General features: G+C 52.3%; 13 protein-coding genes. 9 read left to right on the top strand and 4 right to left on the bottom strand.

The genetic code is table 11. The features are described 5' to 3' along the window. The first annotated feature begins 15 nt into the window (after positions 1-15). On the top strand, positions 16-354 hold the full coding sequence (glnB, locus tag FEK46_RS08970) for a nitrogen regulatory protein P-II (RefSeq protein WP_000717691.1): 339 nt from the start codon (positions 16-18) through the stop codon (positions 352-354). 43 nt (positions 355-397) lie between these two features. Here the strand turns inward: glnB and hmpA are convergent, their stop codons facing one another. Next, positions 398-1,588 (bottom strand): NO-inducible flavohemoprotein, encoded by a 1,191-nt coding sequence (gene hmpA, locus FEK46_RS08965; protein WP_135559320.1) that lies wholly within the window; start codon positions 1,586-1,588, stop codon positions 398-400. A 330-nt stretch (positions 1,589-1,918) separates the two neighbouring features. On the opposite strand from hmpA, the gene glyA reads away from it, so the two are divergent. Continuing rightward, positions 1,919-3,172: a serine hydroxymethyltransferase gene (gene glyA, locus FEK46_RS08960; RefSeq protein ID WP_000919159.1), complete on the top strand. Its 1,254-nt coding sequence runs from the start codon at positions 1,919-1,921 to the stop codon at positions 3,170-3,172. A gap of 197 nt (positions 3,173-3,369) precedes the next feature. Here glyA and FEK46_RS08955 read toward each other — a convergent pair whose 3' ends face one another. Beyond that, complete coding sequence (locus tag FEK46_RS08955; protein ID WP_135559321.1) at positions 3,370-4,563, bottom strand: ROK family protein; 1,194 nt, start codon at positions 4,561-4,563, stop codon at positions 3,370-3,372. A 117-nt stretch (positions 4,564-4,680) separates the two neighbouring features. Between FEK46_RS08955 and FEK46_RS08950 the strand changes: the two genes are divergently transcribed. The 6 genes from FEK46_RS08950 (at position 4,681) to FEK46_RS08925 (ending at position 13,610) form a co-directional block, all read left to right on the top strand. Further along, positions 4,681-7,962 (top strand): DUF5107 domain-containing protein, encoded by a 3,282-nt coding sequence (locus tag FEK46_RS08950; RefSeq protein WP_135490556.1) that lies wholly within the window; start codon positions 4,681-4,683, stop codon positions 7,960-7,962. A 96-nt stretch (positions 7,963-8,058) separates the two neighbouring features. Beyond that, positions 8,059-9,042, top strand: coding sequence for a substrate-binding domain-containing protein (locus FEK46_RS08945; protein ID WP_105268353.1), 984 nt, complete (start codon positions 8,059-8,061; stop codon positions 9,040-9,042). Between the two features lie 22 nt (positions 9,043-9,064). Then, positions 9,065-10,576: a sugar ABC transporter ATP-binding protein gene (locus FEK46_RS08940; RefSeq protein WP_135559322.1), complete on the top strand. Its 1,512-nt coding sequence runs from the start codon at positions 9,065-9,067 to the stop codon at positions 10,574-10,576. 24 nt (positions 10,577-10,600) lie between these two features. Beyond that, positions 10,601-11,599, top strand: a complete 999-nt coding sequence (locus FEK46_RS08935) for an ABC transporter permease (protein WP_130260411.1) — start codon at positions 10,601-10,603, stop codon at positions 11,597-11,599. Positions 11,600-11,631: 32 nt separating this feature from the next. Then, positions 11,632-12,726: a zinc-binding dehydrogenase gene (locus FEK46_RS08930; RefSeq protein ID WP_000700809.1), complete on the top strand. Its 1,095-nt coding sequence runs from the start codon at positions 11,632-11,634 to the stop codon at positions 12,724-12,726. 11 nt (positions 12,727-12,737) lie between these two features. Beyond that, on the top strand, positions 12,738-13,610 hold the full coding sequence (locus tag FEK46_RS08925) for an aldose 1-epimerase (RefSeq protein ID WP_135559323.1): 873 nt from the start codon (positions 12,738-12,740) through the stop codon (positions 13,608-13,610). A 159-nt stretch (positions 13,611-13,769) separates the two neighbouring features. On the opposite strand, the gene FEK46_RS08920 is transcribed toward FEK46_RS08925, so the two are convergent. Continuing rightward, positions 13,770-14,192 carry a DoxX family protein gene (locus FEK46_RS08920; RefSeq protein WP_001087245.1) on the bottom strand — a complete coding sequence of 141 codons (423 nt, stop codon included), beginning with the start codon at positions 14,190-14,192 and terminating at the stop codon, positions 13,770-13,772. Positions 14,193-14,448: 256 nt separating this feature from the next. Here FEK46_RS08920 and FEK46_RS08915 point away from each other — a divergent pair, with 256 nt between their 5' ends. Further along, on the top strand, positions 14,449-15,588 hold the full coding sequence (locus tag FEK46_RS08915; RefSeq protein WP_135559324.1) for a 3-phenylpropionate MFS transporter: 1,140 nt from the start codon (positions 14,449-14,451) through the stop codon (positions 15,586-15,588). Here FEK46_RS08915 and csiE read toward each other — a convergent pair. Further along, entirely contained in the window at positions 15,580-16,860 is a 1,281-nt protein-coding gene (gene csiE / locus FEK46_RS08910; RefSeq protein ID WP_135559325.1) for a stationary phase inducible protein CsiE, read from the bottom strand. The two genes, FEK46_RS08915 and csiE, sit on opposite strands and share 9 nt — an antisense overlap. Positions 16,861-16,992 lie beyond the last annotated feature (132 nt).

The following is a 16,992-nucleotide window of genomic DNA, read 5'->3' as shown; positions in this document are numbered from 1 at the left end:
TTTTCAAGGAATAGCATGAAAAAGATTGATGCGATTATTAAACCCTTCAAGCTGGACGATGTCCGTGAAGCACTGGCCGAAGTCGGTATTACCGGCATGACCGTGACCGAAGTGAAAGGCTTTGGGCGTCAGAAAGGCCACACTGAGTTGTATCGCGGTGCGGAATATATGGTGGATTTTCTGCCGAAGGTGAAAATTGAGATCGTCGTGCCAGACGACATTGTAGATATCTGCGTAGACACGATTATTCGTACGGCGCAAACCGGCAAAATTGGTGATGGTAAAATTTTCGTCTTCGACGTGGCACGGGTCATTCGTATTCGTACCGGCGAAGAGGACGACGCGGCGATTTAAACCGCGTCATGGTTGCCGGATGTTTCCATCCGGCAACATCAAATCACAGCACTTTATGCGGGCCAAAGCATTCGTAATGAATGTTTTCCTGCTTCACACCCAGGTCCACTAACTGTTTCGCGGCAAACTGCATGAAGCCAACCGGACCGCAGAGATAGAACTGCATGGCCGGATCGCTGAACGCACCTTCCAGTTTGCTCAAATCCATCAGGCCTTCGCTATCAAACTGACCTTTAGCGCGATCGGCTTCGCTCGGCTCGCGATACCAGGTATGCGCGGTAAAGCGCGGTAGTGCTTGCCCCAGTTCCTTAACTTCATCAGCAAAGGCGTGAACATCGCCATTTTCTGCCGCGTGGAACCAGTTCACTTGTGCTGTGTGGCCTGTTTTTGCCAGCGTGTCGAGCATTGCCAGCATTGGCGTTTGCCCTACACCCGCAGAGATCAGTGTTACCGGCGTGTCATCTGCCACATCCATAAAGAAATCACCCGCCGGAGCGACCAGTTTCACGACATCGCCAACGTTGGCGTGATTGTGCAGCCAGTTGGATACCTGCCCGCCATCTTCGCGTTTCACCGCAATACGATAGCCTTTGCCATCAGGTTTGCGAGTCAAAGAGTACTGACGAATTTCCTGATGCGGGAAACCTTCTGGTTTCAGCCAAACGCCGAGATACTGTCCTGGACGGTATTCTGCCACTGCGCCACCGTCGACCGGTTCCAGTTCGAAGCTAGTGATCAGTGCGCTGCGCGGCGTTTTAGCCACAATGCGGAAATCGCGAGTACCTTCCCAGCCACCGGCTTTGCTGGCGTTTTCGTTATAGATTTCCGCCTCGCGATTGATAAATACATTAGCCAGTACGCCATAGGCTTTACCCCACGCGTCCAGCACTTCCTGGCCTGGGCTGAACATTTCGTCCAGGGTCGCCAACAGGTGTTCGCCGACGATGTTGTACTGTTCCGGTTTGATCTGGAAACTGGTGTGCTTCTGCGCGATTTTTTCTACCGCTGGCAGCAGCGCAGGCAGGTTTTCAATATTACTGGCGTAGGCGGCAATAGCGTTAAACAGGGCTTCACGTTGATCGCCATTACGCTGGTTACTCATGTTAAAAATTTCTTTGAGTTCTGGGTTATGAGTAAACATACGGTCGTAGAAATGGGCGGTTAACTTTGGCCCTGTTTCCACCAGTAAAGGGATGGTGGCTTTTACTGTAGCGATGGTTTGAGCGTCAAGCATATGGTCTTCCTTTTTTTGCATCTTAATTGATGTATCTCAAATGCATCTTATAAAAAATAGCCCTGCACTGTAAATGGTTCTTTTGGTGTTTTTCATCAAGAATGTGATGAAGTGAAAAATTTGCATCACAAACCTGAAAAGAAATCCGTTTCCGGTTGCAGGCCCTTTATTCTCCAAAGCCTTGCATAGCTTGAAGGTAATCGTTTGCGTAAATTCCTTTGTCAAGACCTGTTATCGCACAATGATTCGGTTATACTGTTCGCCGTTGTCCATCAGGACCGCCAAAATTAGGCGAAAAAATTTTATTGTTAGCTGAGTCAGGAGATGCGGATGTTAAAGCGTGAAATGAACATTGCCGATTATGATGCCGAACTGTGGCAGGCTATGGAGCAGGAAAAAGTACGTCAGGAAGAGCACATCGAACTGATCGCCTCCGAAAACTACACCAGCCCGCGCGTAATGCAGGCGCAGGGTTCTCAGCTGACCAATAAATATGCTGAAGGTTATCCGGGCAAGCGCTACTACGGCGGTTGCGAGTATGTTGATATCGTTGAACAACTGGCGATCGATCGTGCGAAAGAGCTGTTCGGCGCTGATTACGCTAACGTTCAGCCGCACTCCGGCTCCCAGGCTAACTTTGCGGTCTACACCGCGCTGCTGGAACCAGGTGATACCGTTCTGGGTATGAACCTGGCGCATGGCGGTCACCTGACTCACGGTTCTCCGGTTAACTTCTCCGGTAAACTGTACAACATCGTTCCTTACGGTATCGATGCTACCGGTCATATCGACTACGCCGATCTGGAAAAACAAGCCAAAGAACACAAACCGAAAATGATTATCGGTGGCTTCTCTGCATATTCCGGCGTGGTTGACTGGGCGAAAATGCGTGAAATCGCTGACAGCATCGGTGCTTACCTGTTCGTTGATATGGCGCACGTTGCGGGCCTGGTTGCTGCTGGCGTCTACCCGAACCCGGTTCCTCATGCTCACGTAGTGACTACCACCACTCACAAAACCCTGGCGGGTCCGCGCGGCGGCCTGATCCTGGCGAAAGGCGGTAGCGAAGAACTGTACAAAAAACTGAACTCTGCCGTTTTCCCTGGTGGTCAGGGCGGTCCGCTGATGCACGTTATTGCGGGTAAAGCAGTAGCGCTGAAAGAAGCGATGGAGCCTGAGTTCAAAACTTACCAGCAGCAGGTCGCGAAAAACGCCAAAGCGATGGTAGAAGTGTTCCTGGAGCGCGGCTACAAAGTGGTTTCTGGCGGTACTGATAACCACCTGTTCCTGGTTGATCTGGTTGATAAAAACCTGACCGGTAAAGAAGCAGACGCCGCTCTGGGCCGTGCCAATATCACCGTGAACAAAAACAGCGTACCGAACGATCCGAAGAGCCCGTTTGTAACTTCTGGTATTCGTGTAGGTACTCCGGCGATTACGCGTCGTGGCTTCAAAGAAGCAGAAGCGAAAGAACTGGCTGGCTGGATGTGTGACGTGCTGGACAGCATCAATGATGAAGCGGTTATCGAGCGCATCAAAGGTAAAGTTCTCGACATCTGCGCACGTTACCCGGTTTACGCATAAGAGAAACGGTGATTTGCTGACAACGTGCTCGTTGTTCATGCCGGATGCGGCGTGAACGCCTTATCCGGCCTACAAAAATTTGCAAATTCAATATATTGCAATATCCGTGTAGGCCTGATAAGCGTAGCGCATCAGGCAATCTTACGTTTGTGATCGTCAAGGCTTCCTTCGGGAAGCCTTGTTACGTTATCGCGCCATCAAATCTGTCGTAACTGCGCCTCAACATACAAATAACCTATCCCCAGCACCTGTTGTGCGCGGCTTAATTGCCCAAAGCCAATTTGCGTCGCTTTCACGCTCGGTCCTTCGTCGCGGTCAAACGGGTTAAATCCTGTCTGGCGAATAATGGTATTAAGCCAGTTCTCACCAAAGGCACAGCTGCGGCCATACAACCAAATCTGATTAATATTTAGGATGTTGAGGAAGTTATACAGACTCAAACCAATGGCGTTGGCACTGCGGTCAACCCAGCTGGTGACCCACGGTTCTTCACTCTGCCAGGCAGCGATTAATTGCGCTGTAGTCAGTTTTTCTGGATCAAGTTGAGTATTGCCAGGTTGTGATTTTAGCCATACTCGCGCCTGTTTTTTTAATGCGCTTAACGAGGCGACGGTTTCCAGGCAGCCATAACGTCCACAGTCGCAGGCGACGCCATCCGGATTAACAATGGTGTGACCAATCTGCCCGCTACCATACAAACTACCGCGATAAATTTGCTCGTTAATCACGAACGACGAGCCAATGCCGTAATCAACGTTGATCACGCAGAAATCCCGTCCCTGCGAATTATTTTGCCATTTCTCCGCCAGCGCCAGCATCACGCAGTCATTATCGACCATCACCCGAATGCCCAGCTTCTCTTCCAGCAGATACTTCACCTCAACTGGCGTGGTCCACGGTGCTTGCGGCATGGTTTGCGATACACCAGTTACCGGATCAACCTGACCGTGAATTGCCAGCGCCAGGTTGATGGTGCGGCCCGGCCACAGTTTGCGATGACGATGCCAGCATTTTTCGATTTCGGACAGCAGTGCCTGCGGTGTCGGTGCATCAATCTGAAAATATTCAAATTCGCCTTTCGGACTTAAACAAGCGTTAGCGACCTGGCACTCAATGCTGGTGGGCGTCACGTTCAGGCACAGCGTCCAGTCACCTTCCGGCGCAATCAGCCATGTACCGCTACTATGCCCGCGCGTCTGGCTTTCATCGTCGATATTCACCACCCGTTTTTCGCTTTCCAGTTCCTGCAAAATATTACTGACCGCCGGAATCGAAATTTGCGCCAGCCGGGCCAGCGTTGATTTATTGGCGCGCTTTTGCCGGTACAGCAGTCCCAGAATCACGCATTTGTTATGGTGGCGGATCTGTTGATTGTTAATGCAGGCTCTCATCTTCACTAAACCTTGTTTAGTTAATTGCGTGATTATTCCGCGAAAACATTGCCAGATTGTTCAATACACTGCCACAAATCTTTTAATTCAGTATGTCTTGTTAATATTGAGGGCACCATGACCCCAGTAAAAGTGTGGCAAGAGCGCGTTGAGATCCCGACCTATGAAACCGGGCCGCAGGATATACATCCCATGTTCCTGGAAAATCGCGTTTATCAGGGATCGTCCGGCGCGGTTTATCCCTATGGCGTGACCGATACGCTGAGCGAGCAGAAAACCCTGAAATCCTGGCAGGCGGTGTGGCTGGAAAACGACTACATCAAAGTGATGATCCTGCCGGAACTGGGCGGTCGCGTGCATCGCGCATGGGATAAAGTGAAACAGCGAGATTTTGTCTATCACAATGAAGTCATTAAGCCGGCGCTGGTGGGGCTGCTGGGGCCGTGGATTTCGGGCGGGATTGAGTTTAACTGGCCACAACACCATCGCCCGACCACCTTTATGCCCGTTGATTTCACCATCGAAGCCCATGACGACGGCGCACAGACGGTGTGGGTCGGCGAAACGGAGCCGATGCACGGTTTACAAGTGATGACTGGTTTCACACTGCGCCCTGACCGGGCAGCGCTGGAAATCGCCAGCCGCGTCTATAACGGCAACGCCACGCCGCGTCATTTCTTGTGGTGGGCCAACCCGGCAGTGAAAGGTGGTGAAGGGCATCAGAGCGTTTTCCCGCCGGATGTGACTGCGGTGTTTGATCACGGCAAACGGGCTGTTTCAGCTTTCCCCATCGCCACCGGCACCTACTACAAAGTGGACTACTCCGCCGGAGTGGACATTTCTCGCTATAAAAATGTGCCAGTGCCGACTTCGTATATGGCTGAAAAATCGCAGTACGATTTTGTCGGCGCGTGGTGTCACGATGAAGATGGCGGTTTGCTGCACGTTGCCAACCACCATATTGCGCCAGGTAAAAAACAGTGGAGCTGGGGACACAGTGAATTTGGCCAGGCGTGGGATAAGAGTCTGACCGACAATAACGGTCCGTATATCGAGCTGATGACCGGTATTTTTGCCGATAACCAGCCCGATTTTACCTGGCTTGATGCTTACGAAGAGAAGCGTTTCGAGCAGTATTTCCTGCCTTATCATTCTCTGGGTATGGTGCAAAATGCCTCCCGCGATGCGGTGATAAAACTCCAGCGTAGCGAGCGGGGGATTGAGTGGGGGCTGTATGCCATCTCCCCGTTGAGTGGATATCGTCTGGCGATCCGCGAAATCGGCAAATGCAACGCGTTGCTCGATGATGCCGTGGCCCTGACACCAGCGACCGCCATCCAGGGCGTGTTGCACGGTATCAATCCTGACAGACTGACCATCGAACTTTCCGATGCTGACGGCAATATTGTACTGAGTTATCAGGAACATCAGCCGCAAGAGTTGCCGTTGCCGGACGTTGCCAAAGCGCCACTGGCTGCACAAGACATTGCCAGTACAGATGAAGCCTGGTTTATCGGTCAGCATCTGGAGCAATATCATCACGCCAGTCGTTCACCGTTCGATTACTACCTGCGCGGCGTGGCGCTGGACCCGCTGGATTATCGCTGTAACCTGGCGCTGGCGATGCTGGAATATAACCGCGCAGATTTCCCGCAAGCGGTGGCGTATGCCAGTCAGGCGCTGAAACGCGCACATGCGCTGAACAAAAACCCGCAGTGTGGACAGGCAAGTTTGATTCGCGCCAGTGCTTATGAACGTCAGGGACAATATCAACAGGCCGAAGAGGATTTCTGGCGTGCGGTCTGGAGCGGCAATAGTAAAGCGGGCGGCTATTATGGTCTGGCACGGCTGGCGGCGCGCAATGGTAACTTCGACGCGGGTCTGGATTTTTGCCAACAAAGTCTTCGCGCCTGCCCAACCAATCAGGAAGTGCTTTGCCTGCATAACCTGCTGCTGGTGTTAAGTGGTCGTCAGGACAACGCGCGTTTGCAGCGCGAGAAACTGCTGCGTGATTATCCGCTGAACGCCACTCTGTGGTGGCTGAACTGGTTCGATGGTCGTAGCGAATCAGCCCTCGCGCAGTGGCGCGGTCTGTGTCAGGGACGCGACGTTAACGCCCTGATGACCGCCGGGCAACTGATTAACTGGGGAATGCCCGCCCTGGCGGCAGAGATGCTGAACGTACTGGACTGCCAGCGCACGCTTCCGCTTTACCTGCAAGCCAGCTTGCTGCCGAAAGCCGAACGCGGCGAACTGGTCGCAAAAGCCATTGATGTCTTCCCACAGTTTGTCCGTTTCCCGAATACGCTGGAAGAAGTGGCGGCGCTGGAGAGTATTGAAGAGTGCTGGTTTGCCCGTCATTTACTGGCCTGCTTCTATTACAACAAGCGTAGCTACAACAAAGCCATTACTTTATGGCTGCGTTGCGTAGAGATGTCACCGGAGTTTGCCGACGGCTGGCGTGGGTTAGCGATCCATGCGTGGAATAAGCAACACGATTATGAGCTGGCCGCGCGTTATCTTGATAATGCTTATCAGCTTGCGCCGCAGGATGCACGTCTGCTTTTCGAACGGGATTTGCTGGATAAGTTAAGCGGAGCCACACCGGAGAAACGACTGGCACGTCTGGAAAATAATCTGGAAATTGCTCTGAAACGCGACGACATGACCGCAGAACTGCTCAATTTGTGGCATCTCACAGGTCAGGCCGACAAAGCGGCGGATATTCTCGCCACGCGAAAATTCCACCCGTGGGAAGGCGGGGAAGGGAAGGTCACCAGTCAGTTTATCCTTAACCAAATGTTACGCGCCTGGCAACACCTTGATGCCAGACAACCGCAGCAGGCCAGCGAACTGCTTCATGCCGCGCTGCACTATCCGGAGAATTTAAGCGAAGGCCGTTTACCGGGGCAAACTGACAACGACATCTGGTTCTGGCAGGCGATATGTGCCAAAGCTCAGGGCGATGAAACTGAAGCGACGCGTTGTTTACGTCTGGCGGCGACCGGCGATCGTACCATTAACATCCACAGTTATTACAACGATCAGCCGGTTGATTATCTCTTCTGGCAAGGAATGGCGCTGCGACTGCTGGGCGAACAACAAACCGCACAGCAACTGTTTAGTGAAATGAAACAGTGGGCGCAAGAGATGGCGAAAACCAGTATCGAGGCGGATTTCTTTGCCGTCTCGCAACCTGACTTGCTGTCGCTGTATGGCGATTTACAACAGCAGCATAAAGAAAAATGCCTGATGGTGGCGATGCTGGCGGCCGCGGGACTAGGGGAGATTGCGCAATACGAATCTGCTCGCGCTGAATTGACTGCGATTAATCCGGCCTGGCCGAAAGCGGCATTATTCACCACCGTGATGCCTTTTATTTTTAACCGCGTTCACTAAACCCTATTAACTGTAATATTTGAGCGGCACGCGCTGCCGCTCACGCTCAAATAATTAAAATAAGCCGTTGTAAATAAAAACCCTACAGGAGGCACTATGCCTAAAAAAATGAGAACAACCCGTAATCTATTATTAATGGCTACGCTATTAGGTAGCGCACTATTTGCCAACGCTGCGGATAAAGAAATGACCATTGGCGCAATATACCTTGATACCCAGGGATATTACGCTGGAGTGCGTCAGGGCGTTCAGGATGCGGCAAAAGATTCTTCAGTACAGGTACAGTTAATTGAAACTAACGCCCAGGGCGATATTTCGAAAGAAAGTACTTTTGTAGATACCCTCGTGGCGCGTAATGTCGATGCCATTATTTTATCGGCAGTGTCTGAAAATGGTAGTAGCCGTACCGTTCGTCGCGCCAGTGAAGCGGGTATTCCGGTGATTTGCTACAACACCTGTATTAATCAAAAGGGTGTCGATAAATATGTCTCGGCATACCTGGTTGGTGACCCGCTGGAATTTGGTAAAAAACTGGGTAACGCTGCCGCCGATTATTTTATTGCCAACAAAATTGACCAGCCGAAAATTGCCGTCATCAATTGCGAAGCCTTTGAAGTTTGTGTGCAACGACGTAAAGGGTTTGAAGAAGTATTAAAAGCCCGCGTTCCCGGCGCGCAAATTGTCGCTAATCAGGAAGGGACTGTTTTAGATAAAGCGATTTCTGTCGGTGAAAAACTGATTATCTCCACGCCAGATCTCAACGCCATTATGGGGGAATCGGGCGGAGCGACACTCGGTGCGGTAAAAGCAGTACGCAATCAAAATCAGGCCGGAAAAATTGCCGTTTTCGGTTCGGACATGACCACTGAAATTGCTCAGGAGCTGGAAAACAACCAGGTGCTGAAAGCGGTAGTGGATATTTCCGGTAAGAAAATGGGCAATGCTGTTTTCGCGCAAACATTGAAGGTTATCAATAAACAAGCCGACGGTGAAAAAGTGATTCAGGTGCCAATCGATCTCTATACCAAAACTGAAGACGGTAAACAGTGGCTGGCAACGCACGTTGATGGTCTGCCCTAATAGCTGATTCGCAGAGGTCCCTATGTTCACGGCAACAGAGGCAGTCCCGGTAGCAAAAGTGGTGGCAGGAAATAAGCGTTACCCCGGCGTCGTTGCGCTGGATAACGTTAACTTCACGCTCAATAAAGGCGAAGTTCGCGCGCTGTTAGGCAAAAACGGTGCGGGAAAATCGACCCTCATTCGAATGCTTACCGGTAGCGAACGTCCGGATAGCGGTGATATCTGGATTGGCGAGACGCGACTGGAAGGCGACGAAGCTACGCTGACTCGCCGTGCCGCTGAACTGGGGGTACGCGCGGTTTATCAGGAATTAAGTCTGGTGGAAGGGCTGACGGTGGCAGAAAACCTCTGCCTTGGTCAATGGCCTCGCCGCAACGGCATGATTGATTACCCGCAAATGGCGCAGGATGCCCAACGTTGCTTACAGGCGCTGGGCGTTGACGTTAGCCCTGAACAACTTGTTTCAACGCTAAGCCCGGCGCAAAAGCAACTGGTGGAAATTGCGCGGGTGATGAAGGGCGAGCCGCGCGTGGTCATCCTTGATGAACCCACCAGCTCGCTTGCCAGTGCGGAAGTTGAACTGGTGATCAGCGCCGTGAAAAAAATGTCGGCACTGGGCGTGGCGGTGATTTACGTCAGCCACAGGATGGAGGAAATCCGCCGTATCGCTTCCTGTGCCACCGTCATGCGCGACGGGCAGGTGGCGGGCGATGTGATGCTCGAAAACACCTCAACTCGCCATATTGTGTCGTTGATGCTTGGGCGCGATCACGTTGATATTGCACCGGTTGCAGCTCAGGAGATTGCGGACCAGACCGTACTGGAAGTTCGCGCGTTACGCCACAGACCAAAACTTACGGAGATCAGTTTTTCACTGCGTCGTGGCGAAGTGCTCGGCATTGCTGGCCTGCTGGGGGCAGGGCGCAGTGAATTGCTGAAAGCGATAGTTGGGCTGGAAGCGTATGAACAGGGCGAAATTGTTATCAACGGCAAGAAAATCACGTGCCCTGATTACGGCGACATGCTGAAACGCGGCATTGGCTATACGCCAGAAAACCGCAAAGAAGCGGGGATCATTCCCTGGCTGGGCGTTGACGAAAATACAGTGCTGACCAATCGGCAAAAAATCAGCGCCAACGGCGTACTGCAATGGTCCACCATCCGCCGCCTGACCGAAGAGGTGATGCAGCGGATGACGGTTAAGGCTGCCAGTAGCGAAACACCCATCGGCACGCTTTCTGGCGGTAATCAGCAAAAAGTGGTGATCGGTCGTTGGGTCTATGCCGCCAGCCAGATTTTGTTGCTCGACGAGCCAACGCGCGGCGTCGATATCGAAGCCAAACAGCAGATTTACCGTATTGTCCGCGAGCTGGCTGCCGAAGGAAAAAGCGTGGTGTTTATCTCCAGTGAAGTGGAGGAGTTACCGCTGGTGTGCGACCGCATTCTGTTGTTACAGCACGGTACGTTCTCGCAGGAGTTTCACTCTCCAGTCAATGTGGATGAGCTGATGTCCGCCATTCTGTCTGTGCACTGATGAATTTTACCGAGGAACCTGAAGATGTCTGCTTCGTCATTACCATTGCCGCAAGGCAAGAGCGTCTCGCTCAAACAATTTGTCAGTCGCCATATTAATGAGATCGGTTTGCTGGTGGTGATTGCCATTTTGTATCTGGTCTTCTCCCTGAACGCGCCTGGCTTTATCTCATTGAATAACCAAATGAACGTGCTGCGCGATGCCGCTACCATTGGGATCGCCGCCTGGGCGATGACGCTGATTATTATCTCCGGGGAAATTGATGTCAGCGTTGGGCCGATGGTGGCTTTTGTCTCGGTGTGCCTGGCATTTTTGCTGCAATTTGACGTTCCGCTGGCGATTGCTTGTCTGCTGGTGTTGCTGTTAGGCGCGCTGATGGGAACGCTGGCCGGGGTGCTGCGCGGTGTGTTTAACGTACCAAGTTTCGTTGCCACGTTGGGGCTGTGGAGCGCCCTGCGCGGAATGGGGCTGTTTATGACTAACGCCCTGCCAGTGCCGATTGACGAAAACGAGGTACTGGACTGGCTGGGTGGACAATTTCTCGGAGTGCCGGTATCCGCGCTGATCATGATGGTGTTGTTTGCGCTGTTTGTGTTCATCAGCCGCAAAACCGCCTTCGGGCGCTCGGTTTTTGCCGTTGGCGGTAATGCTACGGCGGCGCAGTTGTGCGGCATCAACGTTCGTCGGGTGCGCATTCTTATCTTTACCCTTTCGGGATTATTAGCGGCGGTGACCGGCATTTTGTTGGCGGCGCGTCTTGGTTCTGGTAACGCAGGTGCCGCAAACGGTCTGGAGTTTGACGTCATCGCCGCGGTCGTGGTCGGCGGTACGGCACTTTCCGGCGGTCGCGGTTCCCTGTTCGGTACATTGCTTGGTGTGCTGGTGATTACGCTAATCGGTAACGGTCTGGTATTGCTCGGGATTAACTCTTTTTTCCAGCAGGTGGTACGCGGCGTCATCATCGTGGTGGCAGTCCTGGCGAATATCTTGCTGACCCAGCGAAGCAATAAAGCGAAACGCTAAACCTTAACGCCCCTGGCGCGGGTGCGGCAGGGATGAAAATTAATCGTATTGTTAATGAGGGATTTATGAAAACGATGCTGGCAGCTTATTTACCAGGAAATTCGACCGTCGATCTGCGGGAAGTTGCGGTGCCGACGCCGGGGATTAACCAGGTGCTGATCAAAATGAAATCCTCCGGGATTTGCGGAAGCGATGTCCACTATATCTACCATCAACACCGCGCCACGGCGGCGGCGCCCGATAAACCGTTATACCAGGGCTTTATCAACGGTCATGAGCCGTGCGGGCAAATTGTGGCGATGGGGCAAGGCTGTCGCCATTTTAAAGAGGGTGATCGCGTGCTGGTGTATCACATTTCTGGCTGTGGTTTTTGCCCGAACTGCCGCCGCGGCTTTCCTATCTCTTGTACTGGCAAAGGAAAAGCGGCTTACGGCTGGCAGCGTGACGGTGGTCATGCCGAATATCTGCTGGCGGAAGAAAAAGATCTGATCCTCCTGCCGGATGCACTGAGTTACGAAGATGGTGCGTTTATCAGTTGCGGCGTTGGCACGGCCTATGAAGGGATTTTGCGCGGCGAAGTCTCCGGCAGCGATAACGTGCTGGTGGTCGGTCTGGGACCGGTCGGCATGATGGCGATGATGCTGGCGAAAGGTCGCGGTGCAAAACGGATCATCGGCGTTGATATGTTGCCGGAACGTCTGGCGATGGCGAAGCAGTTAGGGGTGATGGATCACGGTTATTTAGCGACGACCGAAGGTCTGCCGCAGATAATCGCTGAACTCACTCACGGCGGCGCGGATGTTGCGCTCGATTGTTCCGGTAATGCTGCGGGGCGCTTGCTGGCATTGCAATCCACCGCCGACTGGGGGCGCGTGGTTTACATTGGTGAAACCGGAAAAGTGGAGTTCGAAGTCAGCGCCGATCTGATGCACCATCAACGGCGGATTATTGGCTCCTGGGTAACCAGTCTGTTCCATATGGAAAAATGCGCTCACGATCTGACCGACTGGAAACTATGGCCACGTAACGCCATTACCCACCGCTTCTCTCTGGAACAGGCGGGAGATGCCTACGCACTGATGGCGAGCGGCAAGTGCGGGAAAGTTGTGATTAACTTCCCGGATTAAGGAGTTAGCGGATGACCATCTATACCTTATCTCACGGGCCGCTAAAGCTGGACGTTTCTGACCAGGGCGGCGTAATCGAAGGCTTCTGGCGCGATACGACGCCGCTGCTACGTCCTGGTAAAAAAAGCGGTGTGGCAACCGATGCCTCTTGTTTTCCGCTGGTGCCATTTGCAAACCGGGTGAGTGGTAACCGATTTGTCTGGCAGGAGCGAGAGTATCAACTGCAACCGAATGTTGAGTGGGATGCGCACTATCTACACGGCGATGGCTGGTTGGGGCAGTGGCAATGTGTCTCGCGCAGCGATGATAGTTTGCGTCTGGCGTATGAACATCACTGTGGCGTTTATCATTATCGTGTAAGCCAGGCATTTCATTTAACGGCGGATTCACTGACGGTCACGCTCTCTGTCACCAATGAAGGCACTGAGACGCTGCCATTTGGTACTGGCTGGCATCCTTATTTTCCGTTGTCGTCGAAAACGCGGATTCAGGCACAGGCGAATGGTTACTGGCTGGAGCGGGAGCAGTGGTTGGCGGGCGAGTTTTGCGAGCAGTTACCGCCAGAACTGGATTTCAACCAGCTTGCGCCGTTGCCGCGCCAGTGGGTGAACAATGGTTTTGCCGGATGGAATGGTCAGGCCCGCATCGAGCAGCCGCAGGAGGGTTACGCCGTCATCATGGAAACGACGCCGCCTGCGCCGTGCTATTTCATCTTTGTCTCCGATCCCGCGTTTGATAAAGGGTATGCGTTTGATTTCTTCTGTCTGGAGCCGATGAGTCATGCGCCGGATGACCATCATCGCCCGGAAGGTGGTGACCTCATTGCGCTTGCGCCGGGTGAATCAACAACCTCAGAGATGTCGTTGCGGGTAGAGTGGCTGTAATTTATAAAATGCCGGATGCACAGGCCTACAGGGTAATTTCGATTTTGTAGCACTCGGCGCACTATGCCTGATGCGACGCTTGCCGCGTCTTATCAGGCCTACAATTGGTGTTGGAGCGGTCGGCCGGATAAGGCGTTCACGCCGCATCCGGCATCTTTCCTAACGCCGATCGAGAGAAATTGCCCCCGGCCCGGTAATTGCCAGCAGCAGGAATGCGCCAGCAATGCTGATATTCTTCCAGAAATTAATCATATTTGGCCCAACCGCATCGCCAGTCATATCCCAGTAATGATGACCAATCACCGCAGTTCCCAGCGTGTAGAAAATAAACAGCACCGCCAGCGGACGGGTGAAAAAGCCAAGTATGATTAATATCGCGGCGGGTACTTCCATAATCACCGCAATAACTGCCGCCAGCATCGGCATCGGTGCGCCCAGCGAGGCCATATACTGTACCGTTCCGTCAAAGCCCATCATTTTGGGAAAACCAAAAATAATGAAAATTAAGATGACGGCGATACGGGCAATTAATAACAAAACGGGGCGGGCAGCACCAAAATCAAAATAACGTAGTGAGTTCATAACCAATCCCTTTGCAAGATAATGTGATTTAAACGTAATACACACTCTTGCACCTCGCCACGCCCCAGCGGATGAGAAATTTGGTAATTATCCAGGTCAATATCCAGCACATTTTCTTTAGGTGACATTTTGTTAGCGGTATTAACGATATTTTTTCCAGCTCTGTGTACTGGAAGCAGACTCGAATTTTCTTATTTTTCAACTTGCACCAACATTCGATTAACTCCAGACTAACGCCTCCTGACGGGAGGGACTCATGGTTTTGCAATCCACGCGCTGGTTGGCGCTCGGTTATTTCACATACTTTTTTAGCTACGGTATTTTTCTACCTTTCTGGAGCGTCTGGCTTAAGGGGATTGGCTTAACGCCAGAAACCATCGGCCTGTTGTTGGGGGCCGGGCTGGTTGCCCGTTTTCTCGGTAGTTTGATAATTTCGCCTCGCGTCAGCGATCCTTCTCGCCTGATTTCTGCGCTGCGTGTGCTGGCGTTGCTGACGCTACTCTTTGCCATCGCCTTCTGGGCGGGTGCGCATGTGGCGTGGTTGATGGTGGTGATGGTTGGTTTTAACCTCTTTTTCTCACCGCTGGTGCCGTTGACCGATGCGCTGGCGAATACCTGGCAAAAGCAGTTCCCGCTTGATTATGGCAAAGTGCGACTTTGGGGCTCGGTGGCGTTTGTCATTGGCTCGGCGCTAACGGGGAAACTGGTCAGCGTATTCGATTATCGGGTTATTCTGGCATTGCTGACGTTGGGCGTGGCATCCATGCTGCTCGGCTTTCTTATCCGTCCGACGATTCAGCCACAAGGGGCCAGCCGTCAACAGGAGAGCACGGGGTGGCCAGCGTGGTTGGCGCTGGTCCGCCAGAACTGGCGTTTTCTGGCCTGCGTTTGTTTATTGCAGGGGGCGCATGCGGCCTATTACGGTTTTAGCGCCATTTACTGGCAGGCAGCTGGCTACTCGGCCTCGGCGGTGGGCTATTTGTGGTCGCTGGGCGTGGTGGCGGAAGTCATTATCTTTGCGCTGAGTAATAAGCTTTTCCGCCGTTGTAGCGCCCGTGATATGTTGCTGATCTCGGCGGTATGCGGGGTAGTACGTTGGGGCATTATGGGGGCAACCACTGAGTTGCCGTGGTTGATTATGGTGCAAGTTCTGCATTGCGGCACCTTTACCGTGTGCCATCTGGCCGCTATGCGCTACATTGCCGCTCGTCAGGGAAGTGAGGTTATCCGCTTGCAGGCAGTTTATTCTGCCGTCGCGATGGGCGGCAGTATCGCCATCATGACCGTCTTCGCCGGTTTTCTGTATCAATATCTGGGGCATGGCGTGTTCTGGGTGATGGCATTGGTGGCGTTTCCGGCAATGTTTTTGCGCCCGAAAGTCGTTCCCTCATGCTGATTCAAATATTTTGCGGATCTGTTCCTGTTGATGTGCCGTCAGGGTCAGATCCGTATAAATCAGCGGTGGTGAAAAAAGCGGTAGCGGCATGGTATAAGGCGCAATAATAAGTGCGGCATTGCGCGGCGCGCCAATCTGCAAAAATGTCTTCACAGACATGTGTTTAATATTGAGCGGCAGTATCGTTAGCTCACGCAATTGCAGCTCAATATTCGCTTCTCGTTCGCTGTCATTGCCCGTCAGCAAAATAATCTGCTTTTCGTGAATTTCATTTGCCTGCATCAGCCATGCACCGAAAATCACTGCCACCAGACAACTTTCTTCATCGGAAAGACTGACATTGTACTCATTTTCAAACCCGACCAGCGCTTCACGGGTGGTGTGCACGAGTCGTGGATAAAGTCGACGGAACTCTTCCGGTAAAGTGTTATCAATGCCAATAGAAAACAAACAGCGGTTTAACGCCTGGGCCAGGTGAGTATAAAGCTGATAGCACAACCCCTGTTCATCATAGAAACGGACGTTACTCAACTGCCGAAAATGCTGTACCAGACGGTTAATTGACTGGCGCAACTGTTTGCCATGCTGATGGGTGTCTCGCAGTGGATCGGGAACCCGCAACATGGAAAAAAGTAATGCCATAAATAGCGGTTCAGCTGGGGGAACAGGTTGACGCGCCCGCCGTTGCCAGTGGCGGCCAATTTCCTGTGCAACCTGAAATTCAATGCAAGATTCCAACCAGTGGCGTTGCAGCGGGTTAAACAGGGGCGAGATTCCGGCATGGTGTTGCAATAAGCAATATTGCAGATACAAACACAGGAAATGAACATCACGCGCGTCAAAGCGTTTTTGCAGCCTTCGCGAGCAGAGATTAACTAACGCCAGTAGATTGGTGTCGTCATAAAAATTACGAGCAATCCCCCGACGCTTTAGCTCCCCCTTTAACGCGGGCGTAAAATGGCTGCTGATAAATGACGGACAAAGGCGAAAAGCGCGTCGTAGCCAATGAAATAAACATAAGCGTTGATTAAGTATTGTACCTTCAATCCGGTAGCTCCCGTCATATCCAGTTGTAATGGTGAGTTGATGATAGCGCTGGATCTCCCGTCCTGTTTCGCTGATATCGCGACCCACCATTTCATCATTCACACCATTAATCTCGCTGAAAGTTGCCGTGGTGGCGCTCAACCCCGGCTGGAACAGCGTCAGCAATACCTGGCAACGGCGCTGGGGAGCTGAAAGTACAGATGGTGGGGCAAGTGTAGGTATCATCTGTAGATCTCCCATAAGCATAATTTATAAGAATAGCTAAAGTTTGCTTAGGGATACGGTGAATGGAATGCTATTAATCAGAAATGATGACAAACATCACAGAATTTTTATCGATATAAACACTTTCTGGCA

The sequence above is a fragment of the Escherichia sp. E4736 genome (genome assembly GCF_005781225.1).
In the GTDB taxonomy this organism is placed as follows: Bacteria; Pseudomonadota; Gammaproteobacteria; order Enterobacterales; family Enterobacteriaceae; genus Escherichia.
The sequence above is the reverse complement of the archived record's forward strand: the minus strand, read 5'-3'. Positions and strand labels throughout refer to the sequence as shown.